The following is a 23,330-nucleotide window of genomic DNA, read 5'->3' on the forward strand; positions in this document are numbered from 1 at the left end:
CACCAACTCCAGCGCGAACACCGACAACACTTCTCTGACAAGACTATTGCCGACACCTACCGCCAGCATCGACCCATGGTCGAACGGACGATTGCCTGGCTCACCCGCGGTAACCGGCGGGTGCCCTACCGTGGAATCGAACGCAACAACAACTGGCTGCACCACCGCGCCGCCGCGATCAACCTACGCCGCCTGATCACCCTCGGACTGACTATCACCAACGGCACCTGGACACTGGCCACCGCCTGAACCGCGGCACCGCCGCCCCACCTAGATCGATCACCACGACCACACCCCGGAACCGACACATCCCCGCAGCAGGAACCTCAACCCAGGCTGGACCCTAATTCAGCAGGCTCCTAGTTGATCGTGGCCGTCTCGATGGTCACCGGGAGCTTCGGCTCACCGTCCCCGGGCTGGCTGCCGATCGGGCCGGGGTTGATGCCGCCGGCGTAGACCTTGTCGAGCACCGCGAGTCCGGGTTCGTCGACCTTGCCGACGATCGAGTAGTCCGGGCCCAACTGGCTGTCGTTGATCACGATGAAGAGCTGGCTGGACCCGGTGTTCGGGTTCTGTCCGCCCTGGCTGCTGTTGGCGATCGCGATGGTGCCGCGCGGGTAGATGACGGGCTGCGAACCGGTCGTCGGATCCGGCTGCCCGACCGTCTGCAGGTCGGTCGGCGGCTCGTCGGGGCTGGTCCAACCGGGCCCGCTCATGCCGGTGCCGGTGGGGTCGCCGCACTGCAGGATCTTCAGCGTCTCGCTGGTGGTCATGCGGTGGCAGGTGGAGTCGTCGTAGAACTTGTTCTCGATCAACGAGGTCACCGCAGCCGTGTTGCACGGCGCGCCATCGCGTTCGAGCGTGATCGGCAGGGTGCCCTGGGAGGTGACGAACGTGGCCTTCTCGGTGCCCGACTTGAGGACGCGCTCGTCGGGCTTGGGCGAGGTGCGCTCGTTCTCCGCGGCCGCCTTCAGCTCGTCGAGTTCGGCTTGGTACTGCGCTCGCTGATCGGCCGGGACGTTGTCGGGCACCTGATCGGGCAGCTGGTCGAAGCGGCTCGGGGAGTCCTCGTAGGCGCAGGTCGTCCAGCGTGCGGCCTCGCGGTCGTCCATGATCTTCTTCACCACGACGGCGGTCACGCCCGCGACCACGGCGACCACGACGGCGGTCGAGACGGAGGCGATGACGATCTTCCGCTTGCGCCGGGCGAGGCGCTCGGTCTCGAGGCGTTCTTCGAGCTTCCGCTTCGCCGCCTCGCGGCGCTCCTCATTGGTGGACACGCGGGTGGATCCTCCTGAAACCTCGGCATGGCTGTGCCGACATCGTCGTGGATGTCACTTACTCGGGGGCAAGTGTGCCAGTTGTACCTGAGAACGGGGTGCGGCGGGTCGCGAGCCATGCCGCCTACGCAACAATGGACACCGACGTGTGTGCGTCGTCCTGTCCGCGCCGACCCGAGGAGCAGCATGCTCATCACCGGATTCCCCGCCGGGATGTTCCAGACGAACTGCTACATCGTCGCCGCCGAGGCGGGATCGGAGGCGGTGATCATCGATCCGGGCCAGGATGCGGCGCCGCGGGTCCGGGAACTGCTCGCCGAACACGACCTCACCCCGGTGGCGGTGCTGCTCACGCACGGTCATCTCGACCACACCTGGAACGCGACGGAACTCTGCGACGAGTACTCGATCCCGGCCTACATCCATCCCGCGGATCGTCCGATGCTCGCCGATCCCGGTCTCGGCATCGGACGGGCGTTGGGCGCGATGATCGGCGACCAGGAGTTCACCGAGCCGGAGAAGGTGGTCGAGTTCGCCGACGGCGAGTCGGTGGAACTCGCCGGGGTCTCCTTCTCGGTCGATCTCGCGCCCGGACACACACAGGGCTCCGTGCTGCTCGGGGTCGACGTCGACGTGCCGGACGAGACCCGGGATCAGGCCGGGCCCGACACGCCGTCGGTGGTCGGGGTCTGCTTCTCCGGTGACGTATTGTTTGCCGGTTCGATCGGCCGGACGGATCTCCCCGGGGGCAACCATCAGCAGTTGCTCGACTCGATAGCGGCGAAACTCCTGCCGCTGCCCGCGGAGACGCTGGTCCTGCCCGGCCACGGACCCCAGACCACCATCGGCCAGGAGAGTGCGAGCAATCCCTTCCTGGCCGGCCTCGAGCACCAGAGCACGCGACCGAAGGGACGACACGGACTGTGAGCGGAGCATTTCAGGCCCCCCGGGGCATCCCGGACTACTTCCCGCCGAACTCGGCGGACTTCCGGAGGGTCCGGGACACGCTCACCGACGCAGCGCGTCGTGCCGGCTACGGCCACATCGAACTGCCGGTGTTCGAGGACACCGCGCTGTTCGCACGCGGGGTCGGGGAGTCGACCGATGTCGTGAGCAAGGAGATGTACACCTTCGCCGACCGCGGCGACCGCTCGGTGACGCTGCGTCCCGAGGGCACCGCGGGCGTGGTGCGCGCGGTGATCCAGCACGGTCTCGACCGCGGCCAGCTGCCGGTGAAGGTCTGCTACGCCGGGCCGTTCTTCCGCTACGAGAAGCCGCAGACCGGCCGGTACCGCCAGCTGCAGCAGGTCGGCGTCGAGGCGATCGGTGTCGACGACCCGGCGCTCGACGCCGAGGTCATCGCGATCGCCGACGAGGGCTATCGCCGACTCGGGCTGACTGGGTTCCGGCTGGAGATCACCTCGCTGGGTGACGACGAGAGCCGGCCGCGCTATCGAGAGGCCTTGCAGGAGTTCCTGTTCGGGCTCGACCTCGACGAGGCCACCCGGATGCGCGCCGAGATCAACCCGCTGCGTGTCCTCGACGACAAGCGGCCGGAGATCAAGGCGGCGACCGCAGGCGCACCGCTGCTCATCGACTATCTGTCCGACGACGCGAAGGCGCACTTCGACCTCGTCCTGGCGCACCTGGACCGGCTGGGTGTCGTCTACGAGATCAACCCGCGTCTGGTGCGCGGCCTGGACTACTACACGAAGACCACGTTCGAATTCGTCCACGACGGTCTCGGTGCGCAGTCGGGCATCGGCGGCGGCGGGCGCTACGACGGTCTGATGCGGCAGCTGGGCGCCAAGCAGGATCTGTCGGGCATCGGGTTCGGGATCGGCGTCGACCGGACGATGCTGGCGCTGGAGGCCGAGGGCGTCGCGGGCACCGAGGCGGCCCGCTGCCAGGTCTTCGGAGTGCCGCTGGGCTCGGCGGCCAAAGCCGAGCTCGTCGGTGTCGCAGGCGCTCTGCGCGCCGCCGGGATCAATGTCGACCTGGCCTACGGCGATCGTGGCCTCAAGGGTGCGATGAAGGCAGCCGACCGTTCGGGGGCGCGGCTGGCGCTGGTGCTCGGGGAGAACGAACTCGCCGAGCGCCGGCTGGAGATCAAGGACCTGAGCAACGGCGAACAGCACCGGGTCGCCCTGGACGACGTGGTCGCCGAGGTCCGTCGCCTCCTGGGCTGAGCCCGCCGCACATTCCGCCGCTGAGAACCGCCCCGCACAGCTCGACCGACGACGATGTGCGGCCGGCGGACCTGTGATGGGCGGTTTTCGGCGCCCGCCCTCGGGGAGATCTCACCCGGAGGGCGGGCCGGCGACCTCGGCCACGAGGACGTCCAGCGAGACACCGCCGAGAGCCAGTGCGCGCGAATGGAAGTCCTTGAGCGTCCAGTCCGGGTGCCGGCGGAGGGCGGCGGTGCGCGTCTGCTCCCACACGCGCTGGCCGAGCGCATACGAGGGCGCCTGGCCGGGCCAGCCCAGATAGCGGTCGAGTTCGAAACGCAACACGGCGTGGTCCATCGCGACCGACGAGGTCAGGAACGTCCAGGCCTTGTCGGCGTCCCAGATCCCGCCGCCGAGGGACTCCGGCGCGGGCAGGCGGCAGTGGACGCCGATGTCGACCACGACCCGCGCGGCCCGCAGCCGCTGCGAGTCGAGCATCCCCATGCGGTCGCCCGGGTCCTCGAGCCAGCCGAGCTCGTCCATCAGGCGTTCGGCGTAGAGCGCCCAGCCCTCGCCGTGTCCGGAGGTGAACGACGCGAGCTTGCGCCAGGCGTTGAGGTCGGGGTCGACGATCGCCGATCCGAGCTGGAGATGATGCCCGGGCACGCCCTCGTGGTAGACCGTCGTCTTCTCCTGCCAGGTGTGGAAGACGGTCTGGTCGTCGGGCACCGCCCACCACATCCGGCCCGGGCGGGACAGATCCTCGCTGGGCTGGGTGTAGTAGATGATGCCGGTCGACGACGGGGCGAGCCGGCACTCCAGCCGGGACAGCCGGGCCGGGAGGTCGAAGTGCGTGCCCGCCAGACCGGCGACCGCCGCGTCGGACGTCGCCTGCATCCAGTCGACGAATTCCGCGCGATCGTGGATCTGGTACTGCGGCTGACGATCCAGCCAGGCGAGCGTCGCCGCGACCCCCTGTCCGGGGAGCAGACCCTCCGCGATCTCCTGCTGCTCGGCGACGATCTGCTGCAACCGGGTCATCGCCCAGGCATAGGCGTCGTCGGGGTCGGCGTCGGCGCCCAGGTAGGCCGGCAGGTGCAGCAGGTAGCGGTCGCGGCCGACCGCGTCGTCGTCGACGGCCTGAGCGAGAACGCCGGTGCGCAGGTAGTGGGCGAAGGTCCCGAACGAGGTCCGCGCCGCGTCGAGCGCGGTGGCGAGGGTGCCGGCGAGCGCCGGGTCGGCCGCGATCGGTGCGGTGTTGCCGGCGATGGCATCGGCCGCGGTGTCGGCCTGCCGGGCGACCGCCGCCACCTGTCGACGGGCCGGCGGCGGACCGTGACGAAGCCGGTGGGCGAGGCCGTCGACGACGTCGGTGAGCGACGCCGGGATCGCGGTGAGGCGGGACAAGAAGGTCTCCCGCTGCTCGCGGGTGTCGGTGGGCATGAGGTCGAAGACGTCGCGCAGCGCCTGCAACGGTGACGCGATGACATTGCAGTCGCCGATGTGCTCGCCCGCGTCGGCGAGTGCGAGCTCGCGACGCAGCGAGGCGCTCATGGTCGCGACGGTGACGCGGTCGATGGCATCGACGACGTCGGCGCCGCCCAGTGCGGAGAGGGTGCCGGCGGCGACCTCGGCGCGTTCGGCGCACCCCTGCGCGGAGAAGTCGGTCAGCCGGTCGTCGTGCCCACCGCGCCCGATCTCGGTGGCGAACAGCGGATCGAGCGCGCACAACCGGTCCAGATGCGCCTCGGCGATCGCATCGACGGCGGTGGGCCTGCGAGGGGCGGTCCCGCCGGGGTCGGTGGCGTTCACAGGTCGTCGGTGGCGAAGGTGTCGCAGCGATCCGGATCGCCCGACTGGTAGCCGACGGTGAACCACCGCGTGCGTTGGGCGGCCGAACCATGAGTCCAGCCCTCGGGATTGGAGCCCGCGCCCTGGATGGTGTCGTCGCCGATGGCCTTCGCGGTCTGGATGACCGTCGCTATCTGCTCCTCGGTGATGGGCGCTAGGAGGGCGTCTGGGCCGTCGTCGGCGTGATGGGCCCACACCCCGGCGAGGCAGTCGGCCTGCAATTCGACCCGCACCGAACCCGATCGCGGTCCCTGCGAACCCATCCGCTGACCCTTGGCGAGGGCGCCGGTGAGGTTCTGCACGTGGTGTCCGTACTCGTGGGCCACGACGTACTCCTGCGCGAGGGGCCCGTCGCTGCCGCCCATGCGACGCAGCTGGGCGAAGAACGTCGGATCGAAGTACGCCGTCGAATCGGCGGGACAGTAGAACGGGCCGGTCGCCGAACTCGCCGCGCCGCACCCGGTGTTCACCGCGTCGGAGAAGATGACCGTCTGCGGTGGCTCGTACTCGGGCCACAGATCCGACCACACCGTGTCGACGCTGACGGTGGTCGCCTTGATCCGGCAGATCGTGTTCTCGTTGGCCATCTCATAGGTGCACTCGTCCAGTTGCTGCTGGATCTGCGCGGCGTCCGACGAGGTGCCGGGAGCGGGGCCGCCGGCGCCGAGCAGATCGCCGGGGTTCACCCCGAAGAACAGCGCGACGATCGTGATGAGGAGTCCCGCGCCGCCGCCCAGCGCGATCCGGCCCCCACCGCCTCCACCGCCGCCGGAGACGCTGCCGGTGTCGATCGATCCGCTGCCTTGGAAGGTCACGCGGCCATTCTGGCACGATCGGCACCCGCCCCTCGCTGCCTCGGCGAAGGTATGCGATTGACGGCCGGGGGCGCGGATACGGCACCATGGACACCTGGTCTGCGTTTCCGCCGACCGATTTCGACTCCTGGAAGGATTCTCAGTGCTCCGCACGCATTCCGCAGGTTCGCTGCGCCGCGCCGACGCGTCGCAGACCGTCACCGTCGCCGGGTGGGTCGCACGCCGACGCGACCACGGTGGCGTGGTCTTCATCGACCTGCGCGACGCCACCGGATTGGTCCAGGTGGTCTTCCGCGACGAGTCGGTCGCGCCGGCCGCCCACCGTCTGCGCGCCGAGTACTGCGTCACCGTGACCGGCGTCGTCGAGGTGCGTCCCGAGGGCAGCGAGAACCCCAACCTGAGCTCCGGCGAGATCGAGATCAACGCCGTCGAGCTCGAGGTCCTCAACGAGTCCGCGCCGCTGCCGTTCCAGCTCGACGAGTCGCCGGGCGAGGAGGCGCGCCTGCGTCACCGCTACCTCGACCTGCGGCGTGCGGGGCCCAGCGCGGCGCTCCGCCTGCGGTCCAAGGCGAACGCGGCGGCGCGCGGCGTGCTCGCCGCCCACGACTTCACCGAGATCGAGACGCCCACGCTGACCCGGTCGACGCCGGAAGGGGCACGTGACTTCCTGGTTCCGGCGCGCCTGCAGCCCGGCACCTTCTACGCCTTGCCGCAGAGCCCGCAGCTGTTCAAGCAGCTGCTGATGGTCGCGGGCATGGAGCGGTACTACCAGATCGCGCGCTGCTACCGCGACGAGGACTTCCGCGCCGACCGGCAGCCGGAGTTCACCCAGCTCGACATCGAGATGAGCTTCGTCGACCAGGACGACGTCATCGCCGTCGCCGAGGAGATCCTCGTCGCGCTGTGGAAGCTCATCGGCGTCGACATCACCACCCCGATCCCGCGGATGACCTACGCCGATGCGATGCGCCGATTCGGTTCGGACAAGCCGGATCTGCGCTTCGGTATCGAACTCGTCGAGTGTGCCGACTACTTCAAGGACACCCCGTTCCGCGTGTTCCAGGCACCGTACGTCGGAGCGGTCGTCATGCCCGGCGGTGCGTCGCAGCCGCGCCGCCAGCTCGACGCATGGCAGGAATGGGCGAAGCAGCGCGGGGCACGCGGTCTTGCGTACGTCCTCATCGCCGAAGACGGGACCCTCAGCGGGCCGGTCGCCAAGAACCTCTCCGAGGAGGAGCGCTCCGGTCTGGCCGCCCATGTCGGTGCGGAGCCGGGTGACTGCGTGTTCTTCGGTGCGGGAGAGGTGAAGTCGACCCGCGCCCTGCTCGGTGCCGCGCGCGGTGAGATCGCCTCGAAGCTCGGGCTCATCAAGGACGGGGACTGGGCGTTCACCTGGGTGGTGGACGCGCCGATGTTCGAGCCGGTTGCCGACGCGACGGCGTCCGGCGATGTCGCACTGGGACATTCGGCCTGGACCGCGGTGCACCATGCGTTCACCTCGCCCAAGCCGGAGTCGATCGACGCCTTGGAGTCCGATCCGGGTTCGGCCCTGGCCTACGCCTACGACATCGTGTGCAACGGCAACGAGATCGGCGGCGGATCGATCCGTATCCATCGGCGGGACGTGCAGGAGCGCGTCTTCGAGATCATGGGCATCGGCCACGACGAGGCGCAGGAGAAGTTCGGCTTCCTGCTCGACGCCTTCGCCTACGGCGCTCCGCCGCACGGCGGCATCGCCTTCGGATGGGACCGCATCACCGCACTGCTCGCCGGCGAGTCGTCCATCCGCGAGGTGATCGCGTTCCCCAAGTCGGGTGGCGGCGTCGACCCGCTGACCGACGCCCCCGCGGCGATCACCCCGCAGCAGCGCAAGGAATCGGGGATCGACGCCAAGCCCGCACCGCGGGGCGGCGCCGACCAGAAGGACGCCGAGCAGAAGGGCGCCGACCAGAAGGACGCCGGGAGCACTGCCTGAGCCGAAAAGCGGTGGACCGAAGTGAGTTCGGCCACCGTGTTCCCGGCGCGGTGCTCGTCACCCGGCGCCTGGAGGTCATCTGTGATGAGATCTCCACCATGGCGCACAGCGGTGGGATCGAGTCGGCTGCCGGAATAGTGGTGACGGGCCCGGGCGGGGAGTTCCGCCGGTGACGATCAAGGTTGCCCTCGAGCATCGGACGGTGTACTCGTTCGACCGGCCGACCAAGATCTACCCCCACGTCGTCCGCCTGCGTCCGGCGCCGCACTCGCGCACACCGATCGAGGCGTACTCGCTCACCGTCGACCCCGGTGAGCACTTCCTGAACTGGCAGCAGGACGCGTTCAGCAACTATCTGGCGCGCCTGGTGTTCCCGGAACCCTCGACCACCCTCGGGATCACCGTCAGTCTGGTCGCGGACCTCACCGCGATCAATCCGTTCGACTTCTTCATCGAGGAGTGGGCCGAGTTCTACGGGTTCGACTATCCGGCCGAGCTGCGGCGCGACCTCGAGATCTTCCTCCGGCCGGCCGGGGTCACCGACGGTGAATTCGCCGGTGCGCCGGTGCATCCGGAGATCGCGAGGTTCGCGGCGAAGCACCGGCCGGCCGGCCGCACGCGGGTCATCGACTTCCTGGTGCGCCTCAACGCCGCGGTGCGCGACGCCGTCGGCTACACCGTCCGCCTCGAGGCCGGCGTGCAGTCGCCGGAGTACACGCTCTCCAGTGCCATCGGTTCCTGCCGGGACTCGGCCTGGTTGCTGGTCGCCCTCCTCCGCGAACTCGGGTTCGCGGCACGCTTCGTGTCCGGATACCTCGTCCAGCTGACCTCGGACGTGAAGTCGCTCGACGGTCCGTCGGGTCCCGACGCCGATTTCACCGACCTGCACGCGTGGACCGAGGTGTACCTCCCCGGGGCCGGTTGGGTTGGACTGGATCCGACGTCGGGTCTGTTCGCCGGCGAGGGGCACATCCCCTTGGCGGCCACCCCGCATCCGGTCGGCGCCGCACCGATCACCGGTTCGACCGGCCCGTGCCACGCCACTCTGGATTTCACCAACACGGTCACGCGGTTCCACGAGGACCCACGCGTCACGCTGCCCTACACCGCGGAGCAGTGGGGCCGGGTCACCGATCTCGGCGCGCTGGTCGACGAACGGATGGAACGCAACGACGTACGCCTGACGATGGGCGGCGAGCCGACGTTCGTGTCCATCGACAACCAGACGGACCCGGAGTGGCGCACCGCCGCGGACGGTCCGCACAAACGGTTGCTGGCCGGGCGGCTGGCCGACCGCCTCATGACGGCGTACGCGCCGGGCGGCCTGATGCGGCGCAGCCAGGGCAAGTGGTATCCCGGTGAACCGCTGCCGCGGTGGCAGCTCGAACTGATGTGGCGCGCCGACGGTCTGCCGATCTGGCGGAATCCGGAGTTGCTCGCCGACCCGTGGGCGACGCCGGACGACTGTGCCGCGGCGATCGACCGCGAGACCCACGGCCCGAACCCCGACGACCTCGGCGACCCCGGCCCGGCCCGGGAACTGCTCACCGCCTTCGCGACGCGACTGGGACTTCCGATCGCCCAGGTCGTGCCGGCCTACGAGGACCCGCTGGTCCGGATGCGGGAACTCGCCGCGATGCCGCCCGGTGACCCCGGAACCGACCCCACCCTGCCCGCCGCACGGTCGTTCGCGCAGGCCGAGATCGCCGTCGACGCCGATTCGGCGGACGGCGACGACGACGAGAGCCTTGCTCCGACAACGGATTCCGTCCGACGCAGACGAGCCCTGATCGAGCGGCTCGACGCCGCCGTCACCCAGCCGAGTGCGCACGTGTTGCCGCTGAGCCGCTCGGAGGACCGGACCGCGTGGCAGAGCGCGGTGTGGACGACCCGGCGGGGACGGATCGTGCTGACCCCCGGCACCTCGCCGGCCGGCTTGCGGCTGCCGCTCAACTCGCTGTCGTGGGGTCCGGCCCCGACGCTGTTCGAAGCCGATCCGTCCGCACACCACGACGACCTGCCGACCGACCCGTCGGCGGCGCTGGGGCACACCGTCCGCGAGGTGGACCCCGCGCAGTTCCTGCCCCGGACCGCCCTCGTCGCCGAGGTCCGCGGCGGCGTGCTCCACGTGTTCATGCCGCCGACCTCGACCCTGGAGGAGTATCTCGCGATCGTCGAACTCGTCGAGGACGCCGCCGCCACTGTGTCGACGCCGGTCGTCGTCGAGGGGTACGGACCGCCCGCCGATCCGCGACTCGTCTCGTTGTCGGTGACCCCGGACCCGGGGGTTGTCGAGGTCAACATCCAGCCGACCGGGAGTTTCGCCGAGCAGTCCGAGCTGCTCGAATCGCTCTACGACCATGCCCGACAGGTGCGGCTGGGCACCGAGAGCTTCGACCTCGACGGGAGCCACGGTGGCACGGGCGGCGGCAATCACATCACCCTCGGCGGCGTCACGCCCGCCGACTCGCCGATGCTGCGCCGCCCCGACCTGCTGGTGTCGATGCTGACCTACTGGCAACGGCATACCGCGCTGTCGTACCTGTTCTCCGGCCGGTTCATCGGCACCACCTCGCAGGCGCCGCGTGTCGACGAGGGTCGGGAGTCCTCGCTCTACGAGCTGGAGATCGCCTTCGCCGAGATCGACCGGCTCGCGGTCAAGAATTCTGGCGACGGTGCCCGGGCCGGCGGACGCTTCGACGGCGCGCCCCCGAACCCCTGGGTCACCGACCGGGCGCTGCGGCATCTGCTCACCGACATCACCGGCAACACGCACCGGGCCGAGTTCTGCATCGACAAGCTCTACAGTCCCGACTCGGTGCGCGGCCGGCTGGGCCTGCTGGAGCTGCGGGCTTTCGAGATGCCGCCCCACCACCGGATGGCTATGGTGCAGTCGCTGCTGGTGCGGAGCCTGGTGTCGTGGTTCTGGGAGAAGCCCTACCGGGCCCGGTTGATCCGCCACGGCGGCGACCTACACGGCAAACACCTGTTGCCGCACTACGTCATCGCCGACATCGCGCTGGTCGCCGAGGAACTCCGCGAGGCCGGCTATCCGTTCGAGACCGCCTGGCTGGACCCGTTCACCGAATTCCGCTTCCCGCGTCTGGGGACCGTGCAGATCCGGGACCAGGAGATCGAGCTGCGCGGTGCCATCGAGCCGTGGAACACGTTGGGGGAGGAGGCAACCGGAACGGGCACGGCCCGGTACGTGGACTCCTCTGTCGAGCGCGTGCAGGTGCGCGTCCTGGGTGGTGAGGACGATCGTTACCTGTTGACCTGCAACGGTTTCCCGATTCCACTGCGCGCCACCGGTCGCACCGGTGAACGCGTCGCCGGTATCCGGTTTCGGGCCTGGCAGCCGCCGAGCTCGCTGCACCCGACGATCACCATCGACACCCCGCTCACCTTCGACCTGATCGACACGGTCAACGGCCGGTCGGTGGGCGGTGCCACGTACCACGTCGTGCATCCCGGAGGACGTGCCTACGATCGGCCGCCGGTCAACGCGGTCGAGGCCGAGTCCCGGCGCAACGGGCGGTTCGAGGCGGCCGGTCACACGACCGGCACCGTCGACGTCGGGCTGCTGCGGGAACGACAGTCCCGGCAGGCCACCGACTTCGGGGTGCCCGGGATCCTCGACCTCCGGCGGGCACGTACAGTTCTTCGGTGACCTCTTCGCCGGGCAACGCTTCCGCGGTGTTCGACCGCTACCGCGCCGAGGGCCACACTCTCTTCGATCCCGACCGTCTGACCCGTCTCGCCGCATCCGCGGACCGGCCGGCCGACTCCTACGACGAGCTCCTGGAAGCCGACGGCGCGATCCGTCCGGCGTGGGCCGACCTGGCCCGCATCTACCAGCTGCGCGGTCCGGACCGCCTCCGCGAGTCCGCGGCCCGGCTGGCCGCAGCCGTCAGCGACGACGGCGTGGTCTACAACGAGTTCGACGGTCAGCACACCGTGACCCGCGACTGGGATGTCGACGCGGTGCCGCTGGTGATCGACGGCGTCGAATGGGCCGAACTCGAAAAGGCCATCACGCAGCGGTCGATGCTGCTCGACCTGCTCCTGCGTGACCTCTACCGCGATCAGAAGACGATCGCCGCCGGTCTCGTGGCGCCCGAGATGGTCTTCGGCCATCCCGGTTACATCCGCAAGGCCGCCCGACTCGAGGTCGCCGGGCCGCACGCGCTGTTCCTGCACGCGGTCGACATCTCGCGCACCGCCGACGGCCGGTTCGTCGCCTACCGGGACCGCACCCAGGCGCCGTCGGGGATCGGTTACTCGATCGTCGGGCGGCGGCTGATGTCGAAGACCTTCCCGCAGCTGTTCCAGGCCTGCGCACCGCGGCCGATGACCACTTTCGCCGGCACGATGCGGCTGGCGCTCACCGAGTACGCGCCGCCCGGGGTCGACGACCCGACGGTGGCGGTCCTCAGCCCCGGCAGCATGTCCGAGACCGCCTTCGACCAGGCCTATCTCGCGTCGGTGCTCGGCTTCCCCCTCGTCGAAGGCGCCGACCTCACCGTTCGCGACGGCGCGGTCTACATGCGCTCGCTAGGTCGCTACAAGCGGGTGGACGTGCTGCTGCGACGGGTCGACGCCGCCTACTCCGACCCGCTGGACCTGCGGACGGACTCCCAGCTCGGCGTCGCCGGGCTGGTCGAGGCGATCTCGCGCGGCACGGTGACGGTCCTCAACACCCTCGGCTCGGGGGTGCTGGAGAACCCGGCGCTGCACACCGTGCTGGAACGTCTCGCGCCCGTCCTGCTCGACGAGGACCTGCGGCTGGGTTCAGTCACCACGTACTGGGCCGGAGATCCGCTGCAGCGCAGCCTGATCCGTGATCGACTGGCCGCCCTGGTCCTGACGAACACGAGTACGGGGGAGGAGTTCATCGGCCCGTTGCTCGCCGCGACCGATCGCGCCGACCTCGCCGCCCGGATCGAGGCCCAGACCTGGCAGTGGGTGGCCCGCGAGCTCGAGGCGTTCTCGGTGGCCCCGACGATCACCCCCGGCAGCGGTTCCGGTGGACCGATCGCGACGCTGCGGGCGGCGCCTGTGTCGGTGCGCGCGTTCAGCGTGGCGCAGGGTCCCGGGTACGCGGTCATGCCGGGCGGCCTCGGGGCCGTTCTCGCCGACGGGGTCGCCGGCGCCGCCCACCACGTCGTGGCCGCCAAGGACGTGTGGGTCACCAGCACCGAGGTGGGCGGGCACGTGTCGCGGCGGTCGGAGACCCGCGGTGAGCCGACCGGGGAGGTCGCGGGTACGTCGGCGGGTCGCCCGGTGACCCGGGAGTACTCCGACGTCGCGGCCGCGGCCAGTCCGCGCGTCCTGGCGGACCTGTTCTGGCTGGGCCGCTACGGGGAGCGGACCGAGCTCGTGACCCGCCTCGCCAAGGTGTCCCGCGAGCGCTATCAGGACTTCCAGTACCGGCCGTGGATGTCGGGCACGCCGGCGGTGCCGCTGCTGTTGCACGCGGTCGCCACGGTGACGGGCACCGCGCGCTACCTGGACACCGCCGGCCTGCTGTTGCCGGGTTCGGACCGGCCGCCGTCACCCGATCAGGTCAACGAGGCGATCGAGAAGATCGCCGACCTGACCGTGTCGCGATCGGTGCCCGGGACCATCGCCTACTCGGTCGACCGGCTGATCAGCACGGTCCGGGCGGTCCGGGACCAGATGTCCACGAGCACCTGGATGGTGCTCGCGCCGGTCGAACGGATCATGGCGAGCACGACCCGGCTGGTCCTCCGGTCGCGCGCGGACGCCGGGGCGGGCGACGCAGCGCTGGACCTCGGACCCGATCTGGCCCGCGCGCACGACGAGATCCTGCACGGCGTCCTCGCGCTGACCGGGCTGCAGGCCGAGTCGATGGTGCACGACCCGGCCTGGATGTTCATGGACGTCGGGCGACGCATCGAACGGGCCGTCACCCTCGCCGACCTCACGCTCGCGATGTTCGCCGACGCGCAGGACACCGACGTCGAGCAGGCGCTGCTGGAGTCCTACCTGGTGGCCAATGAATCGTCGGTCATCTATCGGCGCCGCAACCGCGGGCTGTATCAGGCGGCCAGTGTCGCCGAGCTGCTGCTGTTCGACCCGACCAATCCCCGATCGATGATCTTCTGCCTCGACAAGATGAGCGCCGACCTGTCGTCCGTCCCGGAGACCCTGCGGTCGGCGGGCGCCGAACGGGCCGTGCAGGACATGATCGCCGAGTTGCGCCGCGGCGACCCCGCCGACCTCGTGCGGGTCGACGCCGACCGGAGGCGCCCGGAACTCGTCGAACTGATGACGACCCTGCGCACCGGGGCGCGCGAACTCTCCGATCTGCTGACCCGGACCCGCTTCGCCACCCCGCGCCAGGCGCGACCGATCTGGGCCGGTGGGGAATCGTGAGCACGCGCGTCTACCGTGTGCTGCACCGGACCAGCTACACCTACGACGACGACGTGTCGTCCTCGTACGGGCGCTGCCATCTGACCCCGCGCGACCTGCCCGGCCAGCGCGTGCACTCGACATCGGTCGAGATCGAACCCGAACCCGACGACCGGTCGACGGGGCTCGACGTCTACGGCAACCACGACAGCTATTTCCATGTCCGGACCGCGCACCGCGAGCTGACCGTGACCGCGCGGTCGGTCGTGGAGGTGGATCCCGTGGACCCGGGCGTCCTCCTGAGTCCGGCGGCCCGGGGTCCCTGGGAACAGGCGCGACCGTGCGTGGTCGACGGGCGGGCCAGCGCCCTGGCCGCCGAGTTCGTCCTCGATCTCGACCCGCCCGAGATCACCCCCGCGGTGCGCGACTACGCCGCCGGCATCTTCACCCCCGGTCGGCCGCTGGCGGAGGCGGTCATCGATCTGACGTCGCGGATCTTCACCGACTTCACCTACCGGTCCGGGTCGACGGCCATCACCACCCGGGTCGACACCGTCCTGCAGCGTCGCGAGGGCGTCTGCCAGGACTTCGCCCGGATCGCGATCGCCTGTCTGCGGTCACAGGGTCTCGCCGCGCGGTACGAGTCGGGGTATCTCGCGACCGAGCCGCCGCCCGGCAAGGAAAAGGTCTTCGGTGCCGACGCCAGTCACGCCTGGGCGGCCGTCTGGATGCCCGACGGTCGCTGGCTGTCGTTCGATCCGACCAACGACAAGCTGGTCGACGAACGCCACGTCACACTGGCGTGGGGGCGGGATTACGACGACGTCCCGCCTCTCCGAGGGGTCATCTACACCGATTCCACGAAGAGCCGGATCGACGTGTCGGTCGACGTCCGGCCGACAGATGACCTCACCGCGGACTGAACCGGGCACATCGGACTCGCTTGCTCGGTAAGTCGCTGTGCCACAGTGTTTTCGGCGCACGTTTTCGGGCTATACCGGTAACGACGTGGTACAGATGGACGAACGCGCTGTTGCGACAACGTTGCAACGGGTAGGTTGGTTGGCGACATGACGGTCATTACGGAAAGCCGCATCACCAGCGTGGTGCGGGCGGCAGAGGCGCTGCTGTCACACCGCGCCGGATCAGCAGTGGTTCTCGACGATCCCGAGGACCTCGGCGGCAGCGGACGCACCACGGTCGTGCGGGTCCGCGTCGCCCAGAACCCCCTCAGCCTGGACCGCTCGCTGGTGATCAAGGCCCTTCCCGAACACGAGGACCCACAGGCCTTCCACCGGGAGATCGCGTCGTACAAGTACGCGACCGCACTCCCGAACGAATCGCGCCCGGGGCCGCAACTGATCGCCTCCGACACCGATCTCCGCATCATGGTGCTCTCCGACCTCGGCCACGGCCGGACGATGCTCGAGTACCTGGCCGGCGTCGACCCGGTCGAGACCTCACGTGCTGTCAGTGCCTGGGGCCAGGCACTCGGCCGGATGCACGCGGCGACGGTCGGCGGCGAGGGTGACTTCCTCGCGCTGCTGCGGCGCGGACCATCGGGTATGCAGGGACGCGACATCCTGCGCGACGAGGCGTTACGGTCGATCGACTCGGTGGTGGGGCACGCGGCCGCGCTCGACGTCGAGGTCCCCGAGCAGGTGGTGGAGTCGTTGCGTACCGCGGCGACGCTGTTCGACGAGGGCGATCACCGCGCATTCAGTCCGTCGGATGTCGGGCCCGAGAACATCCTGCTCAACGACGACGGCGTGCAGTTCATGGACTACGAGTGGGGCGGCTTCCGCGACGCCACCCTCGACATCGCCTACGCGCTCGTGACCATCACCGCGCAGCTTCCGCCCCGGACCACTGCTCGGGCCACCGACCTCGAGGTTTCGATGGTCGACGCCTGGCGCTCGGAGGTGCACTCGATCTGGCCGGCGCTCGCCCATGAGCGGGAGATGCAGCGCAAGGTGCTGCTCGCCCGTCAGTTGTGGGTGTGGCTGTCGACGGTGTGGATGCTGCCGAGCGACCCGCTGGCCTCCACCGGCCCGGACGCGGATGTCGAGGCGCCCGACTTCGAGCCGGCCGACGTCACTGCCGCCGGCTTCACGCATGACTGGGCGTTGCACACGAACGACCCCCGTGTGATCGTCAGCCGCTGGACCGACCTCGCCGCCGCCGCGGGACGCGCGGGCGACGAGGAGATCGCGGTGTTCGCGACCGCGATGGGCGTCGCGCTGCAGCGCATCTGGCTGGCCTGACACGCCCGTGGACGGACTGTTCGACCCACCCGACGATCCTCGGGCCGGCTCCGACGGGCATGGCAACGCCGGTGGTCTCACCGCACCGCCGGCCCCGACCGCGCCCCTGGCGGTCCGGATGCGGCCGCAGACCCTCGACGAGATCGTCGGACAGCAGCACCTACTCGGCACCGGTTCGCCGCTGCGCAGACTGATCAGCGGCTCGGGCGCGGCGTCGGTGCTGCTCTACGGGCCGCCTGGAACCGGCAAGACCACCATGGCCTCGCTCATCGCGCGCGCCACCGGCGGCCGCTTCGAGGCCCTGTCCGCGCTGTCGGCGGGGGTCAAGGAGGTGCGCGCAGTCATCGACGTGGCCCGGCGCCGGCTCATCGGTGACGGCAAGAACGGCGGTCAGCAGACGGTCCTGTTCATCGACGAGGTCCATCGGTTCTCGAAGACGCAGCAGGACGCGTTGCTCGACGCCGTGGAGAACCGGATCGTGCTGCTCGTCGCGGCCACGACCGAGAACCCGTCGTTCTCGGTGGTCGCGCCGCTGTTGTCGCGGTCGCTGGTCCTGCAGCTGCGGTCCCTGACCGATGCCGACATCCGAGAGGTGCTGACCCGGGCGGTCGCCGACCCGCGTGGGCTCGACGGCAAGGTCGAGGTGACCGACGCCGCCTACGACCACCTCGTCGCGGTGTCCGGCGGGGACGCGCGCCGGGCGCTGACCGCGCTGGAGGCCAGCGCCGACGCCACCGACCGGATCGACCTCGCCGATGTGGAGACCGCGATCGACCGCGCCGCCGTCCGCTACGACCGGGACGGCGACCAGCACTACGACGTGACGAGTGCGTTCATCAAATCCATCCGGGGTTCCGACGTCGACGCCGCCGTGCACTATCTCGCCCGCATGATCGCGGCGGGGGAGGACCCGCGGTTCATCGCGCGGCGCCTCATGATCCACGCCAGCGAGGACATCGGCATGGCCGACCCGACGGCCCTGCAGACCGCGGTCGCGGCCGCTCAGGTCGTGAACCTCGTCGGGATGCCGGAGGCCAAACTCGCGCTCACACAGGCCACCATCCACCTCGCGACGGCACCGAAGTCGGCGGGCGTGGTGTCGGCGATCGGCGCGGCCCTCGCCGATGTCGGGTCGGGCAAGGCCGGCGCGGTCCCGGCCCATCTGCGTGACAGTCACTATCCGGGGGCCAAGAAGCTCGGTAGCGGTGTCGCATACCGCTATCCGCACGATGATCCCGACGGGGTTGTGCCACAACAGTATCCGCCCGACGACCTGGTCGGCCGCGACTACTATGAGCCGACCGATCACGGCCTGGAGCGCGAAATCGGGCCGCGGGTCGCGAAGTTGCGATCGATCGTGCGTGGCGCGGTGTCGCGGCGCCGGTCGCGCTGACCCTTCGTGCCGGCGTTTGCCCAGTGCAGAGTCCCTGCGCCCCCGGCGACTCGCCGACGGTAGGCTGGGATGTCGCGACAAACAACGGCCGCTACCACCGAACGGCTGGGACCACCAACGGCTAGGACGAAACCCACAGTGCAGACGCATGACATCCGGAAGCGCTTTCTGGACCACTTCATCAAAGCCGGGCACACCGAGGTGCCGAGCGCTTCGCTGCTCCTCGACGACCCCAATCTGTTGTTCGTCAATGCCGGCATGGTCCCGTTCAAGCCGTTCTTCCTGGGTGAGCAGACGCCGCCGTACTCGCGGGCGACCAGCGTGCAGAAGTGCGTCCGCACCCTCGACATCGACGAGGTCGGCATCACCACCCGCCACAACACTTTCTTCCAGATGGCGGGCAATTTCTCCTTCGGCGACTACTTCAAGCGCGAGGCCATCAGCTTCGCCTGGACGCTGCTGACCAACAGCGTCGACGACGGCGGTTTCGGTATCGACCCGCAGAAGCTGTGGCCGACGGTCTATCTCGACGACGACGAGGCCGAGGCCATCTGGCGCGACGAGATCGGCGTGCCGGCCGAGCGCATCCAGCGACGGGGCATGAAGGACAACTACTGGTCGATGGGCGTCCCGGGTCCCTGCGGGCCGTGCTCGGAGATCTTCTACGACCGCGGACCCGAGTACGGCGTCGAGGGCGGGCCGGAGGCCGACGAGGACCGCTACATCGAGATCTGGAATCTCGTCTTCATGCAGAACGTCCGCGGTCCCGGGGGCGGCAAGGACAACTACGAGATCCTGGGACCGCTGCCCAAACAGAACATCGACACCGGTATGGGCGTCGAGCGCGTGGCCTGCATCCTGCAGGGCGTCGACAACGTGTACGAGACCGACCTGTGCAAGCCGATCATCGACCTCGCCGCGGAACTGTCCGGACGTGCATACGCCGCCGGTTCGCATGCCGACGACGTCCGGTTCCGCGTCGTCGCCGACCACGCGCGGACCTCGGCGATGCTGATCGGCGACGGCGTGCTGCCCGGCAATGACGGCCGCGGGTACGTCCTGCGCCGCCTGCTGCGTCGGGTCGTCCGGTCGATGCGGTTGCTCGGCGCCGGTGACAATCAGCCGACCATGGGCACAATCATCGGCAAGGTCATCGACCTGATGTCACCGTCATACCCCGAGCTGGAGACGCAGCGCCGGCACATCGTCGACGTGGCCGTGGGCGAGGAGACCTCCTTCTCCAAGACCCTGGCCGCGGGGTCGAAGCTGTTCGCCGACGCGGCGAGCGCCACCAAGAGTGCGTCGCGTACGACCATCACCGGTTCCGACGCCTTCACGCTGCACGACACCTACGGCTTCCCGATCGACCTCACCCTGGAGATGGCCGCCGAGGCCGGTCTCTCGGTGGATCAGGAGGGCTTCACCGCCCTGATGGCCGAGCAGAAGCAACGCGCCAAGGCCGACGCGACCGCCCGCAAGACCGGGCACGCCGACCTGAGCGTCTACCGGGACTTCCTCGATCGCGGGCCGACCGAGTTCACCGGCTTCGACGAGCTGGTGTCGGAGGCGCGGGTGCTCGGCCTCGTCGCCGACGGCGCACGGCTGCCGGCGGCGTCGGCCGGCCAGGAACTGACGGTCGTCCTCGACCGCACCCCGCTCTACGCCGAATCCGGTGGCCAGATGGCCGACGTCGGCACCATCACGACCGGGTCGGGAGTGCGCATGTCGGTGACCGACGTGCAGAAGGTCGGCAAGTCGGTGTGGCTGCACAAGGTCCGCATCGACGAGGGGGAGATCGAGGAGGGCGACGAGGTCCTCGCAGCGGTCGACACCGCGTGGCGTCACGGCGCCACGCAGGGCCATTCCGGCACCCACATGGTCCACGCCGCGCTGCGCGAGGTCCTCGGCCCCGGCGCGACGCAGGCCGGTTCGCTGAACCGGCCCGGTTACCTGCGCTTCGACTTCAACGCCAGCGGCCCGGTGACCGAGGCCCAGCGACGCGAGATCGAGGAGATCAGCAACGCCGCGGTCGAGGCGAACTATCAGGTCAACACGTTCGAGACGGGTCTGTCCGAGGCCAAGGCGATGGGCGCGATGGCGCTCTTCGGCGAGAACTACGGTGACGTCGTCCGCGTGGTGGAGATCGGCGGGCCGTTCTCCATGGAGCTGTGCGGCGGCACGCACGTGGCGTCGTCATCGCAGATCGGACCCATCACGCTGATCGGGGAGTCCTCGGTCGGGTCGGGTGTCCGGCGCGTCGAGGCCTACGTCGGCATGGACTCGTTCCGGTTCCTGTCGAAGGAGCGTGCGTTGCTGGCCGGCCTGGCGTCGTCGCTCAAGGTCCCGTCGGAAGAGGTGCCCGGCCGGGTCGAGCAGCTCGTCACCAAGCTGCGTGACGCGGAGAAGGAACTCGAGCGGGTACGTGCCGAGGCGGCCCGGGCCGCGGTGTCCGGTCTCCTCGACACGGCGACGACCGTCGGTGCCACCCTCGTCGTCGAGGGACGGGTGCCGGGCCTCGACGCCAACGGGTTGCGCTCGGTGGTGACCGACCTCCGCGGCCGAGTCGCCGACCGCCAGGCGGTGATCGCGCTGTTCTCGCCGAGCGGTGACGGACCGGATGCCAAGGTGCCGTTCGTGATCGCCACCACGGCGGCCGCCCGCGACGCCGGGATCAAGGCCGGTGACCTCGTCAAGGAGGTCGCGCCGTTGGTGGGCGGTCGTGGCGGTGGCAAGCCGGATCTGGCCCAGGGCGCGGGCACCGATCCCGCGGGGATCGACGCGGCACTGACGCGAATCCGCGAGTTCGTCGCCTGATGCCGGATCCGCACACCCGGGCCGATGGTCACCAGCGGACCCGCGGGCGACTCCTCGGGATTGACGTCGGAAGCGTCCGGATCGGCGTCGCCGTGTGCGATCCCGACGGCATCCTCGCCACACCGGTCGAAACGGTGCGTCGAACCCCTTCGCGCACAGACGATATCGACCGCATCGCGGCGCTGGTCACGGAGTACGAGGCCGTCGGCGTGGTCGTGGGGCTACCGAAGACGCTCAAGAACACCGCGGGGGCGGCGGCCGAGACCGCACAGGAATTCGGGGACCGTCTCGCGACCCGGATCGACCCGGTGGCCGTGCATTGGCACGACGAACGTTTCACGACGGTGACCGCACAGCAGGCACTGCACGCCAGCGGCCGGACGGTGAAGTCCTCGCGCGCGGTGATCGACCAGGCCGCGGCGGTCGCTATTCTGCAGGGGTGGTTGGATGCGCGACGGTGAGTCAGGGGAGCCTCCGGTGACCGATGATCGGCGTCGCACCCGGCACCGAGACGGCCAGGGACGCCGTGCCGAGGGCATGGATCCCGAGCGTCTGCGGTACTTCACGCAGTCGGCCGACGGGTCGCCCCACACGCGGCACCGCCGCCGGCGCGCCGGTGGCGAGAATGCCGAACCGGCTCCCCGGCGCCCGGCCCCGCCGAATGTCCCGCCCGCCGAACAGGCGCGGCCGGTATCCGGCACGCCCGGCCCCCGCGCGACGCCGGTTCGCATCCCGCCGGGGCAGCCGCCCACCCCGCCGCCGGTGGCACCACCGCGGCCCGGCCCGCCGCAGCCCGGTCCGCCGCAGCCCGGTCCATCAACGGCTGCCGGGGGTCCGGTCGAAGACGACGTCGACACCGACTTCACCATGGCCCGTCCGGCCGCTCCGGCGCCTCCGGCCCGGGGTCCTCGCCCCGACGAATCTCGTTCTTTCCCGGACGATTACGCCGCGGAGGAGTTCACCGCTGCCGACTACGAGCCGGCGGGTCACGGGGCAGAACGCCATGACGCCGAGCTGTACGACACCGGGCGCTACGACACCGGTGGCCACGACGCCGGGCGTTTCGAGACCGGGCGTTTCGAGACGCCGGGCACCGCACGCCCGATCCGCGACGACGATCGCGTCGCCCGACGAGACCGGCGCTTCGACGAGCACGACGAGCACGACGACTGGTGGCCCGGCGCCGACGACACCGAACCCGACCAGCAACAGCGCCGTACGCCGCGCCGCAAGCGCAGCCGGGGCAAGCGTCGTGCGGTCCTCGCCGTCGCGATCGTCTTCATGCTCGCGCTGATCACCGGGGTCGGCTACTACGGTGTGCGCGCCACCGGCCTGCTCGAGTCGCGCAAGGACTACACCAACGCCGCCGGTTCCGGCGATGTCGTCGTCGACATCCCGGACAACTCCACGCTCGCCGACTTCGGCCGCATCCTCGTCGACGCCGACGTGGTGGGCAGCGTGCGGGCGTTCGTCGACGCCGCCGGTGGACAGCCGATGTCCGGCGGCCTCTACAAGATGCGCACCCAGATCCCGGCCACCACGGCCGTGGAGATGCTGACCGCCGACGGCGCCGTGCACCGCGTCGGGCGGGTGGTGATCCCGCCAGGGCTGCAGCTCGATTCGAAGACCGGTATCGACGGCAAGGTCACCCCGGGCATCTTTCAGCTCATCGAGAACGCCACGTCGTTCTCGTTCAACGGGCAGCAGGAGGGGGTGACGGTTGCCGACCTCGAGAAGGCCGCCGCCGAAACCACCCCGGCCGAGCTCGGTGTGCCCGCGTGGGCCGAACAGAACGTCGCCGAGATGACGGGCGATCACCGCCGGATCGAGGGGCTCATCGCGCCGACCACCTGGGAGCGCATCGAACCCGATCACACCGCCACGCAGATCCTGCGGGAGATGATCTCCAGCAGCGCGACGATGTTCGAACAATGGGGACTGCTCGACCGCAACAACTCCGGACTCGAGCCGTACGACACCCTGATCGCGGCGTCGATCGTCGAGCGCGAGGTCCGGCATGTCGAGGATGCGCCGAAGGTGGCGCGGGTCATCCGTAACCGCCTCGACCGCGACCAGCTGCTGCAGATGGATTCGACGCAGAACTACACGGCCGACATCACGAACATCGATGTCCACGGCGAGGCGTACAAGAACGACAACGAGTGGAACACCTACCGGTACAAGGGGTTGCCGCGCACGCCCATCGCGGCGGTCGGCGTGCCCGCCCTGGAGGCGATGCTCGACCCGGCGCCCGGCGGATGGCTGTACTTCGTCACCGTCGACACCGCCGGGACCACGTTGTTCGCAAACACCTTCGAAGATCACATCCGCAACCGCCAGGTCGCCTGCCGCAACAAGCTGGTGGCCACCGGCTGCAGCCAGTGAGCAGCGG

At 69.9% G+C, this 23,330-nt stretch carries 16 protein-coding genes; 13 read left to right on the top strand and 3 right to left on the bottom strand.

The window, feature by feature from the left end:
• Nucleotides 1–249: transposase (locus AS181_RS03950; RefSeq protein ID WP_175404270.1), on the top strand; the 249-nt coding region annotated here is incomplete at its 5' end.
• A gap of 110 nt (nt 250–359) precedes the next feature.
• Here the strand turns inward: AS181_RS03950 and AS181_RS03955 are convergent.
• Nucleotides 360–1,280 (bottom strand): peptidylprolyl isomerase, encoded by a 921-nt coding sequence (locus AS181_RS03955; protein ID WP_058250323.1) that lies wholly within the window; start codon nt 1,278–1,280, stop codon nt 360–362.
• Between the two features lie 186 nt (nt 1,281–1,466).
• On the opposite strand from AS181_RS03955, the gene AS181_RS03960 reads away from it, so the two are divergent.
• Both AS181_RS03960 and hisS read left to right on the top strand, forming a co-directional pair.
• Complete coding sequence (locus AS181_RS03960; RefSeq protein WP_058250324.1) at nt 1,467–2,207, top strand: MBL fold metallo-hydrolase; 741 nt, start codon at nt 1,467–1,469, stop codon at nt 2,205–2,207.
• Nucleotides 2,204–3,469, top strand: a complete 1,266-nt coding sequence (gene hisS, locus AS181_RS03965) for a histidine--tRNA ligase (protein WP_058250325.1) — start codon at nt 2,204–2,206, stop codon at nt 3,467–3,469. Before AS181_RS03960 ends, hisS begins: the two co-directional genes overlap by 4 nt.
• A 111-nt stretch (nt 3,470–3,580) precedes the next feature.
• Here the strand turns inward: hisS and AS181_RS03970 are convergent, their stop codons facing one another.
• Together AS181_RS03970 and ypfJ are read right to left on the bottom strand one after the other, a co-directional pair.
• Nucleotides 3,581–5,260: a DUF885 domain-containing protein gene (locus AS181_RS03970; RefSeq protein ID WP_058250326.1), complete on the bottom strand. Its 1,680-nt coding sequence runs from the start codon at nt 5,258–5,260 to the stop codon at nt 3,581–3,583.
• Nucleotides 5,257–6,114 (bottom strand): KPN_02809 family neutral zinc metallopeptidase, encoded by an 858-nt coding sequence (gene ypfJ / locus AS181_RS03975; protein ID WP_058250327.1) that lies wholly within the window; start codon nt 6,112–6,114, stop codon nt 5,257–5,259. Before ypfJ ends, AS181_RS03970 begins: the two co-directional genes overlap by 4 nt.
• Before the next feature lie 142 nt (nt 6,115–6,256).
• Here ypfJ and aspS point away from each other — a divergent pair, with 142 nt between their 5' ends.
• From aspS to AS181_RS04020, 10 genes are all read left to right on the top strand, one after another.
• Nucleotides 6,257–8,089, top strand: coding sequence for an aspartate--tRNA ligase (gene aspS, locus AS181_RS03980; protein ID WP_058250328.1), 1,833 nt, complete (start codon nt 6,257–6,259; stop codon nt 8,087–8,089).
• Nucleotides 8,090–8,100: 11 nt separating this feature from the next.
• Complete coding sequence (locus AS181_RS24880; RefSeq protein WP_156422430.1) at nt 8,101–8,262, top strand: hypothetical protein; 162 nt, start codon at nt 8,101–8,103, stop codon at nt 8,260–8,262.
• Nucleotides 8,259–11,759, top strand: coding sequence for a transglutaminase family protein (locus tag AS181_RS03985; protein WP_058250329.1), 3,501 nt, complete (start codon nt 8,259–8,261; stop codon nt 11,757–11,759). Before AS181_RS24880 ends, AS181_RS03985 begins: the two co-directional genes overlap by 4 nt.
• Nucleotides 11,756–14,488 carry a circularly permuted type 2 ATP-grasp protein gene (locus AS181_RS03990; RefSeq protein ID WP_058250330.1) on the top strand — a complete coding sequence of 911 codons (2,733 nt, stop codon included), beginning with the start codon at nt 11,756–11,758 and terminating at the stop codon, nt 14,486–14,488. Before AS181_RS03985 ends, AS181_RS03990 begins: the two co-directional genes overlap by 4 nt.
• The gene (locus AS181_RS03995; protein ID WP_058250331.1) at nt 14,485–15,390 is read left to right on the top strand and encodes a transglutaminase family protein; all 906 of its coding nucleotides are present in this window, start codon (nt 14,485–14,487) and stop codon (nt 15,388–15,390) included. Before AS181_RS03990 ends, AS181_RS03995 begins: the two co-directional genes overlap by 4 nt.
• 147 nt (nt 15,391–15,537) lie before the next feature.
• Complete coding sequence (locus AS181_RS04000) at nt 15,538–16,731, top strand: hypothetical protein (RefSeq protein ID WP_058250332.1); 1,194 nt, start codon at nt 15,538–15,540, stop codon at nt 16,729–16,731.
• A 7-nt stretch (nt 16,732–16,738) separates the two neighbouring features.
• The gene (locus tag AS181_RS04005; RefSeq protein WP_058250333.1) at nt 16,739–18,124 is read left to right on the top strand and encodes a replication-associated recombination protein A; all 1,386 of its coding nucleotides are present in this window, start codon (nt 16,739–16,741) and stop codon (nt 18,122–18,124) included.
• A gap of 138 nt (nt 18,125–18,262) precedes the next feature.
• Entirely contained in the window at nt 18,263–20,938 is a 2,676-nt protein-coding gene (gene alaS / locus AS181_RS04010; RefSeq protein WP_058250334.1) for an alanine--tRNA ligase, read from the top strand.
• The gene (ruvX, locus tag AS181_RS04015; protein WP_058250335.1) at nt 20,938–21,399 is read left to right on the top strand and encodes a Holliday junction resolvase RuvX; all 462 of its coding nucleotides are present in this window, start codon (nt 20,938–20,940) and stop codon (nt 21,397–21,399) included. Before alaS ends, ruvX begins: the two co-directional genes overlap by 1 nt.
• Nucleotides 21,386–23,323, top strand: a complete 1,938-nt coding sequence (locus tag AS181_RS04020; protein ID WP_058250336.1) for an endolytic transglycosylase MltG — start codon at nt 21,386–21,388, stop codon at nt 23,321–23,323. Before ruvX ends, AS181_RS04020 begins: the two co-directional genes overlap by 14 nt.
• Nucleotides 23,324–23,330 lie beyond the last annotated feature (7 nt).

It is taken from the genome of Gordonia sp. SGD-V-85 (genome assembly GCF_001456905.1).
Lineage (GTDB): Bacteria > Actinomycetota > Actinomycetes > Mycobacteriales > Mycobacteriaceae > Gordonia > Gordonia hongkongensis.

Excerpts from the sequence above, each read along its gene's own strand:
- AS181_RS03960 (WP_058250324.1), top strand. The coding sequence starts at position 1,467 with ATGCTCATCACCGGATTCCCCGCCGGGATGTTCCAGACGAACTGCTAC.
- AS181_RS04000 (WP_058250332.1), top strand. The coding sequence starts at position 15,538 with ATGACGGTCATTACGGAAAGCCGCATCACCAGCGTGGTGCGGGCGGCA.
- ruvX (WP_058250335.1), top strand. The coding sequence starts at position 20,938 with ATGCCGGATCCGCACACCCGGGCCGATGGTCACCAGCGGACCCGCGGG.
- AS181_RS04020 (WP_058250336.1), top strand. The coding sequence starts at position 21,386 with ATGCGCGACGGTGAGTCAGGGGAGCCTCCGGTGACCGATGATCGGCGT.